13 protein-coding genes, 1 tRNA gene and 2 pseudogenes are annotated in these 15,519 nt (G+C 44.3%); 14 read left to right on the top strand and 2 right to left on the bottom strand.

The window, feature by feature from the left end:
- Nucleotides 1-722: 722 nt before the first annotated feature.
- From O3602_RS01965 to O3602_RS01950, 4 genes and pseudogenes are all read left to right on the top strand, one after another.
- Nucleotides 723-1,475 (top strand): annotated as a pseudogene (locus tag O3602_RS01965) (DNA translocase FtsK); the annotation flags it as partial.
- A 153-nt stretch (nt 1,476-1,628) separates the two neighbouring features.
- Nucleotides 1,629-3,080 (top strand): annotated as a pseudogene (locus tag O3602_RS01960) (DNA translocase FtsK); the annotation flags it as partial.
- Nucleotides 3,081-3,147: 67 nt separating this feature from the next.
- Entirely contained in the window at nt 3,148-3,534 is a 387-nt protein-coding gene (locus O3602_RS01955; RefSeq protein ID WP_371611042.1) for a VOC family protein, read from the top strand.
- An 8-nt stretch (nt 3,535-3,542) separates the two neighbouring features.
- Nucleotides 3,543-5,861, top strand: coding sequence for an HAD-IC family P-type ATPase (locus tag O3602_RS01950; protein ID WP_155172291.1), 2,319 nt, complete (start codon nt 3,543-3,545; stop codon nt 5,859-5,861).
- 41 nt (nt 5,862-5,902) lie between these two features.
- Here the strand turns inward: O3602_RS01950 and O3602_RS01945 are convergent, their stop codons facing one another.
- Complete coding sequence (locus O3602_RS01945) at nt 5,903-6,247, bottom strand: DUF3397 family protein (protein WP_003013304.1); 345 nt, start codon at nt 6,245-6,247, stop codon at nt 5,903-5,905.
- Nucleotides 6,248-6,407: 160 nt separating this feature from the next.
- On the opposite strand from O3602_RS01945, the gene rplK reads away from it, so the two are divergent.
- The 7 genes from rplK to O3602_RS01910 all read left to right on the top strand — a co-directional run bounded on the left by rplK (nt 6,408) and on the right by O3602_RS01910 (nt 11,347).
- Nucleotides 6,408-6,833 (top strand): 50S ribosomal protein L11, encoded by a 426-nt coding sequence (rplK, locus tag O3602_RS01940; protein ID WP_003005369.1) that lies wholly within the window; start codon nt 6,408-6,410, stop codon nt 6,831-6,833.
- A gap of 97 nt (nt 6,834-6,930) precedes the next feature.
- Nucleotides 6,931-7,620: a 50S ribosomal protein L1 gene (rplA, locus tag O3602_RS01935; protein ID WP_003005355.1), complete on the top strand. Its 690-nt coding sequence runs from the start codon at nt 6,931-6,933 to the stop codon at nt 7,618-7,620.
- 163 nt (nt 7,621-7,783) lie between these two features.
- Nucleotides 7,784-8,515: a UMP kinase gene (pyrH, locus tag O3602_RS01930; RefSeq protein ID WP_003005706.1), complete on the top strand. Its 732-nt coding sequence runs from the start codon at nt 7,784-7,786 to the stop codon at nt 8,513-8,515.
- Nucleotides 8,516-8,534: 19 nt separating this feature from the next.
- Entirely contained in the window at nt 8,535-9,092 is a 558-nt protein-coding gene (gene frr / locus O3602_RS01925) for a ribosome recycling factor (RefSeq protein WP_003005165.1), read from the top strand.
- A gap of 99 nt (nt 9,093-9,191) precedes the next feature.
- Nucleotides 9,192-10,046 carry an RNA-binding virulence regulatory protein CvfB gene (gene cvfB / locus O3602_RS01920; protein WP_371611041.1) on the top strand — a complete coding sequence of 285 codons (855 nt, stop codon included), beginning with the start codon at nt 9,192-9,194 and terminating at the stop codon, nt 10,044-10,046.
- Between the two features lie 10 nt (nt 10,047-10,056).
- Entirely contained in the window at nt 10,057-10,272 is a 216-nt protein-coding gene (locus tag O3602_RS01915) for a YozE family protein (protein WP_003005127.1), read from the top strand.
- A 79-nt stretch (nt 10,273-10,351) separates the two neighbouring features.
- Nucleotides 10,352-11,347 (top strand): PhoH family protein, encoded by a 996-nt coding sequence (locus O3602_RS01910; RefSeq protein ID WP_270299351.1) that lies wholly within the window; start codon nt 10,352-10,354, stop codon nt 11,345-11,347.
- Nucleotides 11,348-11,394: 47 nt separating this feature from the next.
- On the opposite strand, the gene ald is transcribed toward O3602_RS01910, so the two are convergent.
- Nucleotides 11,395-12,507 (bottom strand): alanine dehydrogenase, encoded by a 1,113-nt coding sequence (gene ald / locus O3602_RS01905; protein ID WP_003013302.1) that lies wholly within the window; start codon nt 12,505-12,507, stop codon nt 11,395-11,397.
- 200 nt (nt 12,508-12,707) lie between these two features.
- Here ald and O3602_RS01900 point away from each other — a divergent pair, with 200 nt between their 5' ends.
- The 3 genes from O3602_RS01900 (at nt 12,708) to tetA(46) (ending at nt 15,518) form a co-directional block, all read left to right on the top strand.
- The gene (locus O3602_RS01900) at nt 12,708-13,277 is read left to right on the top strand and encodes a GNAT family N-acetyltransferase (protein WP_003013062.1); all 570 of its coding nucleotides are present in this window, start codon (nt 12,708-12,710) and stop codon (nt 13,275-13,277) included.
- Nucleotides 13,278-13,327: 50 nt separating this feature from the next.
- Nucleotides 13,328-13,400, top strand: a tRNA-Thr gene (locus tag O3602_RS01895).
- 393 nt (nt 13,401-13,793) lie between these two features.
- On the top strand, nt 13,794-15,518 hold the full coding sequence (gene tetA(46), locus O3602_RS01890; RefSeq protein ID WP_003013187.1) for a tetracycline efflux ABC transporter Tet(46) subunit A: 1,725 nt from the start codon (nt 13,794-13,796) through the stop codon (nt 15,516-15,518).
- Nucleotide 15,519: the final 1 nt, after the last annotated feature.

Below are 15,519 nucleotides of genomic sequence, written 5' to 3'. Positions count from 1 at the left end.
TAAAGGGGAGAAGGTTGACACTTTATCAATCAGCAAGAATCAAGGATGATGAACCAGATATGAATAAAAGCATAATCTTTCAAGAAGCGAAAATTTAATTGTTCTAATGAATTAGAAGCCGTTTCAAATAAATATTTCTGATTCTAAGGTTGCTAAATTATATCCTGAAGTAGAAAAGATATAAACTATTTAAATCAAATTTGTTTCCGTCCAAACAATACAATGAACGCAAATGGTGTGATAAAATCACTCATTAGTTTGCGCTGAAAGGTCAAGAAAATATGGAACTTTATGTTACAGACGAAACAAGAGGGGATAAAACACAAATTTATTCTTATGATGAGTTTGTAGCGTGGATAAAGTTCCATCGGAAGAATGAATCATCAGCTAAACAAAGTCAATTTTTTATAGATCAATCAGATACTGGGGAATGGGCAGAGCTTCCTCACGATAGTCTTTATTTTCTTGCTCGTCATTCGGTTTTAAAGACGTTCGTAGACTTACCATAAGCGTTTTTCAAACAGCTAGGGATGTTTATCTTTTGGAAATCATTCTGGGTCTATTTGCTTCATAAAAATTTTCCCGATCTTCGCTTACAATACCTACCGATCAAAATGGGGCTAGGACTGGTTTCTAGCTTTATTTTTTTCAGTTTTATTCTGTACATGTTTGGAAATGATTTTACTAGAGAACTGGCTTAGAAATGTGATATAATAAAGGTTATGGCAAACAATAATCAATCAAAAAAAACACGGTCGACGAGACGACTGTCCAAAGCAGAATTAGAAAGAAAAAAAGCAATTCACCGCATGATTGTGACCATTCTGATTAGTCTGGTTTTAGTCTTTGCGGCCTTGAAATTGGGAGCAGTAGGGGTCTTGGCCTACAACTTAATCCGACTGTTTGTTGGGAGTTTGGCCTATTTGGCTATTTTAGCGACCTTTTTCTACCTCTATGCCTTTAAATGGCTGGACAAACACGAAGGGGTTATTTCAGGATTCCTAAGCTTCTTTGCTGGGGTGCTCTTGATGTTTCAGGCCTTCTTTGTATCCTCCCTTCATTTAGACAATAATGGAATCAAGGTCACCTTTTCAAGAATCATGGCAGACTTGATTCATCTGCGAGTGGAGAGTTTTGCCGGTGGTGGTATGATCGGTGCCCTTCTTTATGCTCCGATTTCCTTCCTGTTTTCAAATATTGGCTCTTATTTTATTGGCCTTCTCTTTATCGGATTGGGGATCCTCTTGATGAGTCCTTACTCCATCTATGATTTGTTTGAAAAGGGATCGGAAGCCTTCCACGCTTCTATGGAAAAACGCAAAGAACGTCGCGAGCAGAAGTTCCTTGAAAAGGAAGCGAGAGTTGCTGAGGAAGCTGCGGCAGCTGAAAGAGAGCAAGAAGAAGCAAGTGCGGTTCTTCCAACTCCGCTTTCAATGGAAGGGCATCCTGTAGATCCTGAAACAGGAGAAGTGTTGGCGGAGGAGCCGTTCACAGAGCACTTCCCAGAAGCCGAAATTGTCGCACCAACACCACCAGAGATCTACCTGCCAGATGAAGAGTGGCCTGAAGAGCCTGAAGCATACGAAGAGCTTCCAGTAGCCGAAGAATTCGAGGACGATGGGGAAGAGGTTCAAGTGGATTTCACACCGAAGGAACTCCTCCAGTACAAGCTTCCAACCATTGATCTCTTCGCGCCTGACAAGCCGAAAAATCAATCCAAAGAGAAAAACATCGTTCGCCAGAACATCCGCATTTTGGAAGAAACCTTTGCAAGCTTCAATATCAAGGCGACAGTGGAGCGGGCGGAAATCGGTCCTTCTGTTACCAAATATGAAGTCAAGCCAGCTGTCGGTGTGCGGGTCAATCGCATCTCCAATCTAGCAGATGATTTGGCCTTGGCCCTAGCAGCAAAGGATGTGCGGATTGAAGCGCCGATTCCAGGGAAATCTCTGGTAGGGATTGAAGTGCCCAACTCAGAGATTGCAACGGTTTCCTTCCGTGAATTGTGGGAGCAGTCTAAAACAGATCCGGCTAAACTCCTTGAAATTCCTCTTGGAAAGGCCGTAGATGGTTCAGCTCGAACCTTTGATTTGGCTCGGATGCCCCACCTCTTGGTAGCGGGGTCTACCGGATCTGGTAAGTCAGTAGCGGTCAATGGCATTATTTCGAGTATCTTGATGAAGGCCCGTCCGGACGAAGTCAAGTTTATGATGGTCGATCCAAAGATGGTGGAGCTTTCTGTCTACAATGATATTCCTCACCTCTTGATTCCAGTGGTGACCAACCCACGTAAGGCCAGTCGGGCCCTGCAAAAGGTTGTCGATGAGATGGAAAATCGCTACGAGCTCTTCTCGAAAGTAGGCGCTCGCAATATTGCTGGCTTTAATGCCAAGGTGGCTGAGTACAATGCCCAGTCTGAGATGAAGCAAGTGCCCCTCCCTTTGATCGTGGTCATTGTCGATGAGTTAGCAGACTTGATGATGGTCGCAAGTAAAGAAGTGGAAGATGCCATTATTCGCCTTGGACAGAAGGCGCGTGCGGCGGGGATCCACATGATCTTGGCGACCCAACGGCCATCGGTTGACGTTATCTCAGGTTTGATCAAGGCCAATGTGCCTTCCCGTGTCGCTTTTGCGGTATCATCTGGGACCGACTCACGGACCATCTTGGATGAAAATGGAGCTGAGAAATTACTCGGTCGCGGAGACATGCTCTTTAAACCGATTGATGAAAATCATCCAATCCGTCTACAAGGATCCTTTATCTCAGATGACGATGTGGAGCGGATTGTCAACTTTGTCAAAGAGCAGGCAGAAGCCGATTATGATGATGCCTTTGATCCAGGAGATGTATCGGAGTCAGACTTTGATGGAGGTATGGGTGGCTCAGATGAAGGCGATCCTCTCTTTGAAGAGGCCAAAGCGCTCGTCATCGAGACCCAAAAAGCCAGTGCTTCGATGATCCAGCGTCGCTTATCGGTTGGTTTTAACCGGGCGACTCGCCTCATGGAAGAGTTGGAAGCAGCGGGTGTGATTGGACCAGCTGAAGGGACCAAGCCTCGAAAAGTATTGCAACAATAAGTTTAGGGGGAAGAGGGCACTTGCCCCACTCCCTTTTCTTTTTATAGAAAATAGAAAGTAGGACCAGATGAAGTTAGACACGATTCATCATATTGCCATCATTGGACGGGATCGCGATGCTATGTTGCATTTTTATGTGGACCAGTTGGGCTTTGCGATTGTCAGTGAGTATGACCGTCCCGAACGCGGAGATATCTTGATCAATCTCCGTCAGGGCCAGCTGACTTTAGAACTCTTTATCAAATCGACGGCCCCAGAACGTCCGAAGTTCCCCTTGCCTGAGCATGCGGGACTGCGTCATCTGGCCTTTAAAGTGGACGATGTAGAGAAGTATCTAGCTAAATTTGATCAGCTAGGTATTGAGAATACAGGCCTTCGCCATGATGACTTTGATGGTAAGAAGATGGCATTTTTCTTTGATCCAGAAGGATTGCCCTTGGAAATACATGAGTGAGGAAAGAAATGAATAGATTAGAAGGACTCAGTCAGGAAGAAGTAGCGAAAAAGATCCACGAGGGCAAGCAAAATAAGGTCACGATCAAGACAGAAAAAAGTGTAGGGCAGATCATTCGAGACAATGTCTTTACCTACTTTAATCTGATTTTCTTGGTCTTAGCGGTCCTGCTTGTAGCAGTGAAGTCTTGGAACAATCTCTTGTTTGTCCCGGTCGTCGTAGTCAACTCCTTGGTAGGAATTGTGCAGGAAGTCCGCTCTCGACGGATCTTGCGTCAGATGCAATTTCTGCATATGAGTGAGGCGATCGTTCTTCGTGAAGGAAAAGAAGTCGCTCTACCTATCGATCAGCTGGTGGAGGGCGATCTAGTTCGCTTTCAAGCTGGAGACCAGATCTATGCGGATGGGGTCTTGCTGGAGGGCGATCTAAAAGTCGATGAGTCGCAATTGACAGGTGAAGCTGATGAGGTCAAAAAAGGAGCACAAGACGCGCTCATGTCAGGTAGTTTTGTGATCGCTGGTCAAGGACTAGCGCGATTGGAAAAAGTTGGGAACGACTCCTACATCAACCAATTGAGCCTGGAAGCCAAGCAGGTCAAGTCTCATGAGGAGTCTGACATGGTCCATGCGGTCAACCAAATCGTGGGGATCATTGGTCTCCTTATCATTCCGCTAGGTTCCCTCCTTTTTCTTCGCAGCTATATCAGCCTAGGCGATAGTCTCAAGCTTAGTGTGACTTCAACAGTCGGAGCCTTGATCGGGATGATCCCAGAAGGCTTGTATCTCTTGATGACCTTGGCACTGGCTCTAGGCGCTGTCAGATTAGCCAAGGAAAAGGTCCTGCTCAATAGCATGAAGGGGATTGAGACCTTATCGCGCGTGGATGTCCTTTGTGTCGATAAGACAGGGACTATTACAGAGCCGGGTATGGAAGTAACAGAGATTCGTCCAGTTAAAGACACTCAAGACTTGGAAGCTCTAGCTCAGTATGTAGAGGCTAGTATGGATCAAAACGATACCATGGATGCCATCCAAAAATTTCATAAGACACCAGTCAGCCAGCCTTGGAAGGCTCTCGACATTCAGCCCTTTACGTCTAAGAAAAAGTATGGGGCGATTGCCTTTGAATCTGGGATCTATGTATTGGGGGCACCAGAATTTGTTTTACGAGAGGGCTTCTCTGAGGTTGAAGAGGAGATAATTCCTGCTACTCAGGCAGGGAATCGGGTCTTGGCCTTTGGGAAATATCGGGGAGATCACCTGGGAGAGACTTTAGAGGCTCCTGTAGACTTGGTGGCCTGGATCATTCTCTCCAATCCTTTGAGAAAAAATGCCAAGGAAACCTTCGCCTACTTTAAAGAACAAGGAGTGACTATTAAGGTCATTTCGGGGGACAACCCAGCTACGGTCTCAGCTATAGCACAAAAAGCAGGCATTGAAGGAGCAGAGGGGTTAATCGATGCCAGAACCTTACTGACGGAAGAAGACTTGCACCAAGCGGCGAGCCAATATACGGTCTTTGGTCGGGTGACACCAGAGCAAAAGAAAAGCCTTATAGAAGGCTTGCAGGCAAAGGGGCATAAAGTCGCCATGACTGGAGATGGAGTAAACGATATTCTGGCTCTCAAAACAGCGGATTGTAGTATTGCAATGGAATCTGGAAATGATGCAACCAAAAAGATGGCGCAAGTGGTCTTGCTAGATTCTGACTTTGGGAAGATGCCGTCCATCGTGGCAGAAGGTCGGCGGGTGGTCAATAATATTCAACGATCAGCCAGTCTCTTTTTGATCAAGAATATCTTTTCTATTTTGTTGGCTATCTCAGTGACGCTCTTAGCCTTTACCTATCCCATCATGCCGTCGCAGATGTCTTTGATCAGTGGTTTTACGATTGGGATTCCAGGATTCTTTCTAGCGCTTGAGCCCAATAGCGAGCGCATCAAAGGGCGTTTTATCGAAACGGTCTTTAAAAATGCACTACCTGCTGCCTTGACGGATTTTATACTGATTTTTAGTCTGGTCTTGCTGTCTTCTACATTTGGCATGAGGTCGGAAGAGCTCTCAAGTGCAGCTATCTGCTTGATGGCCTTCGTTGGCTTTACCATCATCTACCAAGAATCCCAGCCTCTCAATCACTACAAGAGACTGGTTCTTCTAGGAAATATCCTAGCTTTTCTGGTATCAAGTAGTATCCTAGGGAAATTCTTTAACATGAGCCCCTTGAGGCTTCAAACGCTGGTTATCTGCGCTATCATGGCAGTTCTTGCTCTCTTCTTGATTCAAGTATTCAAGAAACTAGTGGGCTGGTTCTTTCATCGGAAGAAATAAAAGAAAAGGCAACTCCAAAGATAGAGTTGTCTTTTTCAGTATTAGATAAACAAACTAACGGTTAAGATCAGATAGAGCAAGAAGGTGACCAGAAATCCAGCGCGCCAGAAGTATTTGATAAATTTAGGATAATAAAAACTCTTTTTCTTTTTTAAGAAATAAATCGTTAGCCCCAAGGCCAAAAGCGAAAGGCTCAAGGCTAGCAGTGGTAAGAGGCTGTGGTAAAAGGCACTGTCTGAGATCAGGTAGTACTCCAATGCAAATAAAGGAAAGGCAATATCGGTGGATCGCCATCCTCTTTTTTGGAGTTTAAAGAGGTGAACAATGATGCCGCTCAGAATCAGCGTTAAAAAAATAAATAATACAGAAGCAACTTTGATTAACATAGCTTCATTCTATCATAAAACGAAAAAAAAGTTTACTATATTTTAATTTTTTCTTGCAAAAAAAGAGAAATCGTGTATAATAGAAAGGTATGCACAAAGCATACTTGTGGGAGGTAAAAATCTGTAATTACCGCCAAAACCACAAAGGAGGATTTAAGAAATGGCTAAAAAAGTCGAAAAACTTGTAAAATTGCAAATCCCTGCTGGTAAAGCTACTCCAGCTCCACCGGTTGGTCCAGCGCTTGGTCAAGCAGGTATCAACATCATGGGATTCACTAAAGAGTTTAACGCTCGTACAGCTGATCAAGCTGGTATGATCATCCCAGTTGTTATCACTGTTTATGAAGATAAATCATTCGATTTCGTTACAAAAACACCACCAGCTGCTGTTCTTTTGAAAAAAGCTGCAGGTGTTGAAAAAGGTTCAGGTACACCGAACAAAACGAAAGTTGCAACTGTAACTCGTGCACAAGTACAACAAATCGCTGAAACTAAGATGCCAGATTTGAACGCTGCAAACATTGAGTCTGCAATGCGTATGATCGAAGGTACTGCTCGTTCTATGGGATTCACTGTTACTGACTAATTGTAACAATCCTATTTGCCCGCAATACACTTGATCAAATGACGAGTGACGTGGGAGATGAAAATCGATATGACCACATTACAAGGAGAAAGATAAAATGGCTAAAAAAAGCAAACAACTTCGTGCTGCTCTTGAAAAAATCGACAGCACAAAAGTCTACAGCGTAGAAGAAGCTGTAGCTCTTGCAAAAGAAACTAACTTTGCAAAATTTGACGCAACTGTAGAAGTTGCTTACAACTTGAACATCGACGTGAAAAAAGCTGACCAACAAATCCGTGGTGCAATGGTATTGCCAAACGGAACTGGTAAAACAGCTCGCGTACTTGTATTTGCACGTGGTGCAAAAGCTGAAGAAGCAAAAGCTGCTGGTGCAGACTTCGTAGGTGAAGATGACCTTGTTGCGAAAATCAACGATGGTTGGTTGGACTTCGACGTTGTTATCGCTACACCTGACATGATGGCTCTTGTTGGACGTCTTGGACGTGTCCTTGGACCACGTAACTTGATGCCAAACCCTAAAACTGGTACAGTAACAATGGATGTTGCGAAAGCAGTTGAAGAGTCTAAAGGTGGTAAAATCACTTACCGTGCTGATAAAGCAGGTATCGTTCAAGCGATCATCGGTAAAGTTTCATTCGATGATACTAAATTGGTTGAAAACTTTAAAGCTTTCAACGACACAATCCAAAAAGCAAAACCAGCTACAGCTAAAGGTACTTACGTAACTAGCTTGACTTTGACTACAACTCAAGGTCCTGGTATCAAAGTGGATGTTAACTCACTTTAATTGAAATAAAAAGCTGCCTTCGGGTAGCTTTTTTTGTACTCCATTTTTATTTGCTACAGTTGGTAAAACTAATCGGATGGAAAAAAGAAAATTTTGATAGATATGACTATATAAAAAACGTAATTTATGGTAAAATAATACAGATTAAAAAAGGAGAGAGAAAATGGTAGAACCTAAGTATAAACGTATCTTAATCAAGCTATCTGGTGAGGCTCTTGCCGGCGAACGTGGTGTCGGAATCGATATCAAAACTGTCCAAAATATGGCCCAAGAAATCAAGGAAGTTCATGAACTTGGAATTGAAATTGCCTTGGTGATCGGAGGGGGAAACCTTTGGCGTGGAGAACCTGCTGCTGAAGCAGGAATGGATCGTGTCCAAGCAGACTACACAGGGATGCTCGGTACTGTCATGAATGCTCTTGTGATGGCTGATTCGCTTCAACAAGTTGGCGTGGATACCCGTGTTCAAACAGCGATTGCCATGCAACAAGTTGCAGAACCATATATCCGTGGTCGTGCCCTTCGTCACCTTGAAAAAGATCGGATCGTGATCTTTGGTGCAGGGATCGGTTCTCCTTACTTCTCAACAGATACAACCGCAGCCCTTCGTGCAGCTGAGATTGAAGCAGATGCCATTCTCATGGCTAAAAATGGGGTCGATGGTGTTTACAATGCCGATCCGAAAAAAGATGCTTCAGCTGTGAAATTTGAGGAATTGACTCACCGTGATGTCATCAACAAAGGTCTTCGCATCATGGACTCAACAGCCTCCACTCTCTCCATGGACAACGATATTGACTTGGTTGTCTTTAATATGAATGAACCAGGCAATATCAAACGGGTTGTCTTTGGTGAAAATATCGGTACAACTGTATCAAATAACGTAGAAAAATAATAGAAAATAGAGGAAGATTATGGCAAACCCAATCGTAGAAAAAGCAAAAGAAAGAATGACTCAGTCTCATCAAAGTTTGGGACGTGAATTTGGTAGCATCCGTGCTGGACGTGCAAATGCAAGTCTTTTGGATCGTATTTTTGTAGAATACTACGGAGTAGAAACTCCATTGAACCAATTGGCATCTATCACGATTCCAGAAGCGCGTGTCTTGTTGATCACTCCATTTGATAAATCATCTTTGAAAGACATTGAGCACAGCATCAATGCATCTGACCTTGGCATCACTCCAGCCAACGATGGATCTGTCATCCGCTTGGTCATCCCAGCATTGACAGAAGAAACTCGTCGTGACTTGGCAAAAGAAGTGAAAAAAGTGGGTGAAAATGCTAAAGTAGCGATCCGTAACATCCGTCGTGATGCTATGGATGAAGCGAAGAAACAAGAAAAAGCAAAAGAAATCACAGAAGATGAATTGAAAGGTCTTGAAAAAGAGATCCAAAAAGTTACGGATGATGCTGTTAAGCATGTAGATGAAATGACAGCTCACAAAGAAAAAGAATTGATGGAAGTTTAATCCATCCCAACCATTACAGGAAAGAAAGACTCAGTTGGCACTGCTGGCTGAGTTTTATTTCCATTATTCTTGTGAAGAGGCAAGAGGAAAGAAGGAAACATGAATACGAATCTAGCAAGCTACATCATGGGAATGGTCATTGATGAAAATGATCACTTCTATTTTGTTCAAAAAGATGGCCAGACCTACGCGCTTGATAAAGCAGAAGGCCCACACCAAGTCGGAGAAAGTGTCAAGGGCTTTGCCTATACAGATATGAAGCAAAAGCTCCGACTCACGACAATTGAAGTCACAGCAACTCAAGAAAACTTTGGCTGGGGAACAGTTACGGAAGTGCGCAAGGATTTAGGAGTCTTCGTGGATACAGGACTTCCAGATAAGCAGATTGTTGTCTCACTAGATATCCTACCGGAGATCAAAGATCTATGGCCTAAAAAGGGCGATCGTCTCTATATTCGCTTAGAAGTCGATAAGAAAGATCGGATTTGGGGGATCTTAGCCTACCAGGAAGATTTCCAGCGTTTGGCTCGTCCAGCCTATAACAATATGCAAAACCAAAACTGGCCAGCCATTGTCTACCGCTTGAAATTGTCTGGAACCTTTGTTTACCTTCCAGAGAACAATATGCTGGGCTTTATCCACCCAAGTGAGCGCTATGCAGAACCACGTTTGGGAGAGGTCTTAAATACCCGGGTCATTGGATTTCGTGAGGTGGACCGGACCTTGAACCTATCTTTGAAGCCACGCTCCTTTGAGATGTTGGAAAACGATGCCCAAATGATTTTGTCCTATTTGGAAGCCAATGGAGGCTTTATGACCTTGAATGATAAGTCATCTCCAGAAGAAATCAAGGCAACTTTTGGGATTTCAAAAGGCCAGTTCAAAAAGGCCTTGGGTGGCTTGATGAAGGCCAAAAAAATCAAGCAAGACCAGTTTGGAACAGAGTTAATCTAAGAGGAGGCTTATGCGAAAATCGTTTTATACTTGGCTGATGACGGAGCGCAATCCTAAAAGCAATGCTCCTAAGGCCATTCTAGCAGATCTTGCTTTTCACGAGTCTGCTTTTCCCAAGCATACAGATGACTTCGACGAGGTCAGTCGCTATCTAGAAGAGCATGCCAGCTTTTCCTTTAATCTTGGCGATTTTGATGCGATTTGGGAAGAATACCAAGCCCACTAGAGAAGGATAGGTCGAGGATGGTTTTTTCTCGGCCTCTTTGTTATAATAATAGAAAAACACAGGTAGAGAGGTTCTTTATTTGCAAGAACATTCAGTTGAAATTACATTAACGCATCCAGACGATCTCTTTCATTTGTTTGGATCTAACGAACGCCATCTCCGTTTGATGGAGCAAGAATTTGGGGTAACTATTCATGCCCGGACAGAAATCGTCCAAATCATTGGAGAAGAAGAAAGCTGCGAGCAGGTTCGTCAAGTCATGCAGGCTCTTTTGGTCCTCGTTAATCGTGGCATGACCATTGGGACGCCGGATGTGGTGACCGCCATTACCATGGTGAGAAATGGTGAATTGGATAAGTTCATCGCTCTCTATGAAGAAGAGATTATCAAGGATAGTTACGGCAAGCCCATTCGAGTTAAAACGCTTGGTCAAAAGATCTATGTCGATAGTGTCAAGAACCATGATGTCACTTTTGGGATTGGACCAGCGGGGACTGGGAAAACATTCCTAGCGGTGACCTTGGCCGTGACTGCCCTCAAGCGTGGTCAAGTCAAACGGATCATTTTGACGCGTCCTGCTGTAGAAGCTGGAGAGAGCCTTGGTTTCCTACCAGGAGATCTCAAAGAAAAAGTGGACCCTTATCTACGACCGGTCTATGATGCTCTTTACCAGATTTTAGGGAAAGACCAAACCACTCGGATGATGGAGCGGGAGATTATCGAGATTGCGCCTTTGGCTTATATGCGGGGGCGGACCTTGGACGATGCCTTTGTCATCCTCGATGAAGCGCAAAATACCACCATCATGCAGATGAAGATGTTTTTGACCCGTCTTGGTTTTAATTCCAAGATGATTGTCAATGGGGATACTAGCCAGATCGATCTTCCTCGAAATGTCAAATCCGGCTTGATTGATGCCCAGGAGAAATTGAAAAATATTTCTCAGATCGACTTTGTGCATTTCTCTGCCAAGGATGTTGTTCGCCATCCTGTAGTAGCAGAAATTATCCGGGCCTACGAGCCAATCCCAAATCCAGTGCTCAAAGAAAAACCGGATGTGGAAGAAGAAGCATAAAAGAAAAGGCAAAGATCATCAGATCTTTGCCTTTTTTATGTTAGAAATTAAACCAATTCATCAATTGGTGTGAAGTCACGCTCTAAACCAGTAGCAACGGGTTGGCTAGTGATGTGACCTTGGTAAGTGGTGACCCCTTGGCACAGGCCTTCGTCTAGGGCGATGGCCTTGTGGAAGCCATTGTCAGCTAGGGATTCGACATAAGGAAGGGTCACATTGGTAAGGGCGATAGTAGAGGTACGAGCGACAGCCCCTGGGATATTGGCAACGGCATAGTGGAGCACACCATGTTTTTCGTAAACTGGCTCGGTATGCGTTGTGACACGGTCTGCTGTTTCAATAACCCCACCTTGGTCAACGGCCACATCGACGATGACTGAACCGGGACGCATTTGTTTAACCATATCGTCTGTCACTAATTTAGGAGCTTTAGCACCAGGAATCAAGACAGCACCGATGACAACATCGGCATCACGGACGCTGGCCTCAATGTTAAATGGATTGGACATAAGGGTTTGGATTTGGTGACCAAAGACATCTTCCAGAACAGCCAAACGTTTAGCACTGATATCTAAGATGGTCACTTGGGCACCAAGTCCAAGGGCGATACGAGCCGCGTGGGTTCCAACGACCCCGCCTCCGATGATGGTGACTTTTCCTTTGGGAACACCTGGTACCCCACCTAGGAGGACTCCTGATCCACCTTCTTGTTTGGTCAGGAAGTGAGCACCGATTTGCACGGCCATCCGTCCAGCAACCTCACTCATTGGCACCAAGAGTGGCAATTGTCCATCAAGGTCACGCACCGTTTCGTAGGCCACACCTGTTGTTTTAGCTGAGACCATAGCGCCCGCTAATTCTGGTGCAGCAGCCATATGCAAGTAGGTAAAGAGCAAGAGGTCTTCGCGAAGGAAGCCATATTCTTCAGCGAGGGGTTCTTTGACTTTGACCACCATCTCAGCGGCCCAAGCTTCTGCAGCAGTCGCAACGATGGTTGCCCCTTGCTTCGTGTAATCTTCATCCGCAAAGCCAGAACCAAGCCCAGCATTTGTTTCCACTAAAACTTGATGTCCTTTCTTGACCAAGCTTTGTACGCCTGCGGGAGTCAAACCGACCCGATTTTCGTTGTTTTTAATTTCTTTAGGAATTCCAATGAGCATTCTTGCCTCCTTGCTCAGATTTAGGTGTAAAAAGGCCATTGTTGTGAGATTGCTCTCTTGACTCAATGACCTTTTTACTCCTTATCCGATTGTTTTGATTGATATTATTGTATAGAAAAGTAGAATAAAAAGCAAGAAAAATTTGAGCTTGCCTTCCTTTAGGTTATTTGCTAAACTAATCCCTAAAGAAGGAGTGTCAAATGGAAAATTTATATGTGAAGTTAGTGGCTTATCGTGAAGTGGAGACAGAGCGTTTGCACTTGCGTCCGGTCACTCTTGAAGATGCACCGGCTATGTTTGAGTACGCTTCTGATGAGACAGTTACACGCTATACGTTTCCAACCAATCAAAGTCTAGAAGAGACGCGTAATAATATTGCCCTCTTTTACCTAGCGAGCCCACTTGGAAAATGGGGGATCGAGCTCAAAGAAAATGGAAAATTTATCGGGACGATTGATTTACTGGATTTGGATCTTTGTCTGAAGAAGGGGAGTATCGGCTATGTTCTGAATAAAGACTATTGGAACCAAGGTCTTGCGACAGAGGCTACCAAGGCAGTCATTGACTTGGCTTTTGAACAGTTAGGGATGAACAAGCTCATTGCTGTTCATGATCAGGACAACCCAGCTTCTGGACGGGTGATGGCCAAATCAGGGATGAAATATTCTCACGAGGAGCCCTACGCGATGCTAGACCTGCATGAAGAAGGGAGAATGGTGACAAGAGTCCACTATGTCCTCACTAAGGAAGAATATTTGTCAGAAAAATGAGTCAGGATATTGACAAAAGGCCTATCTCCATGATATAGTAGATAGGTACTGCTGGTTTAGCTCAGTCGGTAGAGCGCATCCATGGTAAGGATGAGGTCGCCGGTTCAATCCCGGCAACTAGCATAGAAGAAGAGGGAAGCTTAGAGAGGATCTAGGCTTCTTTTTTTGCGAGTCCATCTTAAAAATTTTGCTTTTTTCAACAATTTTCAAAAAAGCGTTGACAAGCACAAAAATACGTGGTAAAGTTAGAACAACAAAGAGAAAGGAGAAAACCATCATGAACAAAGTAGCATTCTTGATGACACAATTGAATACACAACTTCTCCAATCTCAGTTGAGTTCGATGTAAACCATAAATGGAACCCAAGATGGAGGAGTCTGTCTTGGGTTTTTTGTATGCATTTTTACCTGCCTTAACTGAATTGGTGAGAGGCATCAGAAGGCCCAAGTGTGGACTGAGCACGTACTCAGCTCCTTGCTTGGGTTTTTTCTGTGCCGTTTTGAAAAGGAGAATATATGATCAGAGCTATTTGGGAGTATATCAGGGAACGCAAGTGGCGATATGTGAAGATCGCTATGGTCCTGATTCTTTATGATTACACCTTATTGATCCCGACGCAAGTTATCCAGCGTTTAGTGGATCATTTGAGTCAGCAGACGCTGACGCAATCCAACTTTGTATGGGATATGGTCCTCTTGGTAGGGTCAGCCATCCTTAATTACCTGACAGCTTTTTATTGGCAGTTGCGACTCTTTCAGTCGTCAGTCCATTTCAAGGCAACCCTTCAGGGACAAGCGTTTCGTAAGCTAGTAGCTATGCGGCGTCCCTTTTTTGAGAAATTCCGTTCAGGGGATCTCTTGACGCGGTTCACGACAGATGTGGATGGAATGGCCGATATGGCTGGTTACGGGATGATGGTGCTCCTGTTTGGCGGTGGCTTGTTTGCCTTTATTATTCCGACCATGTTTTTCATTTCTTGGCAATTAACCTTGATTTCCTTTATTCCCATGATCTTCCTCGTCGTCTCTACCTATTTTTTGAGTAGAAAGCAGGAGGAGTATGTTGAGCAAAACCGGGAAGCGGTCGCTCAGTTGAACGATGAAGTCTTGGAGTCCATCGAAGGAATTCGGGTCATGCGGGCCTATAGTAGACGGGACCAGCAGGTCAAACAGTTTCAGAAGAAAACAGCCAGTCTATCCAAAACAGGGGATAAAATTGCCTCTATCCAGTATTCTTTTGGACCTTTAGCCCTGTTGTTTATTGGATTCTCGACGGTCTTGCTCCTACTATTTGGAGGCCAGTCCCTGGCAAGCGGGCAGTTGAGCCTTGGCAAGTTATTGGCTTTACAGCTGTATTTGGTCTTTTTAATTGAGCCTATGTGGATGATGGCGGACTTGATCTTGGTCTACCAGACAGGGCAAATGTCCTATAAAAAATTAAAAGAAGTGATTGATGAAACGGATGATCTGGAGCCAGATGGTTCTCATTACCTAGAGCAGATTGATTTGGTGCAGTTTAAGGACTATTCTTTCAGCTATCCTGGTGCTGAGCGAAAGAGCCTATCAGGCATTGATTGGACTATCCAGAAAGGACAAACGGTTGGAATTGTTGGTCGTACCGGTGCAGGAAAGACTACCCTGGTTCGACAATTCTTGCGGCAGTACCCAGTTGGTGAGGGAGAATTCTTGGTCAACCAGCAACCGATCGTGGACTACAACCGACACTCCATCGAAGAAAAAATTGGCTATGTTTCCCAAGAACATATTTTATTTTCCAAGTCTATCCGTGAAAATATAGCGCTTGGTAAAAAAGGAGCCAGCCAAGAGGACTTGGTGGAAGCAGTAGCCCAAGCTGCTTTTGTGGATGATCTTGAGCGGATGTCTCAGGGAATGGACACCCTGATCGGTGAGAAAGGGGTCTCTGTATCAGGAGGTCAAAAACAACGGATCTCTTTGGCGCGTGCCTTCTTAAGAGATGCTGAGCTCTTGCTGTTAGATGATTCCCTTTCGGCGGTGGATGCGAAGACTGAACAGGCTATTATTGACACGATTCAAAAAGAACGAAAAGACAAGACGACCATCATTGTTTCCCATCGCTTGTCTGCTGTTCATCAGGCGGATTGGATCATTGTCTTGGATCAAGGGCGTATTGTAGAAGAAGGCAGGGCTAGTGATTTATTAGCTCAAGAGGGCTGGTATTATGAACAATACCAACGGCAACAAAAACAGGAAGGAGAATAAG

The organism is Streptococcus sp. 27098_8_186 (assembly GCF_041432055.1).
Taxonomy (GTDB): Bacteria; Bacillota; Bacilli; order Lactobacillales; family Streptococcaceae; genus Streptococcus; species Streptococcus dentalis.
The sequence above is the reverse complement of the archived record's forward strand: the minus strand, read 5'-3'. Positions and strand labels throughout refer to the sequence as shown.

What these genes read in the sequence shown, in the direction of transcription:
- O3602_RS01955 (WP_371611042.1), top strand. Translation starts at nt 3,148, where the DNA reads ATGAAGTTAGACACGATTCATCATATTGCCATCATTGGACGGGATCGC.
- O3602_RS01950 (WP_155172291.1), top strand. Translation starts at nt 3,543, where the DNA reads ATGAATAGATTAGAAGGACTCAGTCAGGAAGAAGTAGCGAAAAAGATC.
- O3602_RS01945 (WP_003013304.1), bottom strand. Translation starts at nt 6,247, where the DNA reads ATGTTAATCAAAGTTGCTTCTGTATTATTTATTTTTTTAACGCTGATT.
- rplK (WP_003005369.1), top strand. Translation starts at nt 6,408, where the DNA reads ATGGCTAAAAAAGTCGAAAAACTTGTAAAATTGCAAATCCCTGCTGGT.
- rplA (WP_003005355.1), top strand. Translation starts at nt 6,931, where the DNA reads ATGGCTAAAAAAAGCAAACAACTTCGTGCTGCTCTTGAAAAAATCGAC.
- pyrH (WP_003005706.1), top strand. Translation starts at nt 7,784, where the DNA reads ATGGTAGAACCTAAGTATAAACGTATCTTAATCAAGCTATCTGGTGAG.
- frr (WP_003005165.1), top strand. Translation starts at nt 8,535, where the DNA reads ATGGCAAACCCAATCGTAGAAAAAGCAAAAGAAAGAATGACTCAGTCT.
- cvfB (WP_371611041.1), top strand. Translation starts at nt 9,192, where the DNA reads ATGAATACGAATCTAGCAAGCTACATCATGGGAATGGTCATTGATGAA.
- O3602_RS01915 (WP_003005127.1), top strand. Translation starts at nt 10,057, where the DNA reads ATGCGAAAATCGTTTTATACTTGGCTGATGACGGAGCGCAATCCTAAA.
- ald (WP_003013302.1), bottom strand. Translation starts at nt 12,507, where the DNA reads ATGCTCATTGGAATTCCTAAAGAAATTAAAAACAACGAAAATCGGGTC.
- O3602_RS01900 (WP_003013062.1), top strand. Translation starts at nt 12,708, where the DNA reads ATGGAAAATTTATATGTGAAGTTAGTGGCTTATCGTGAAGTGGAGACA.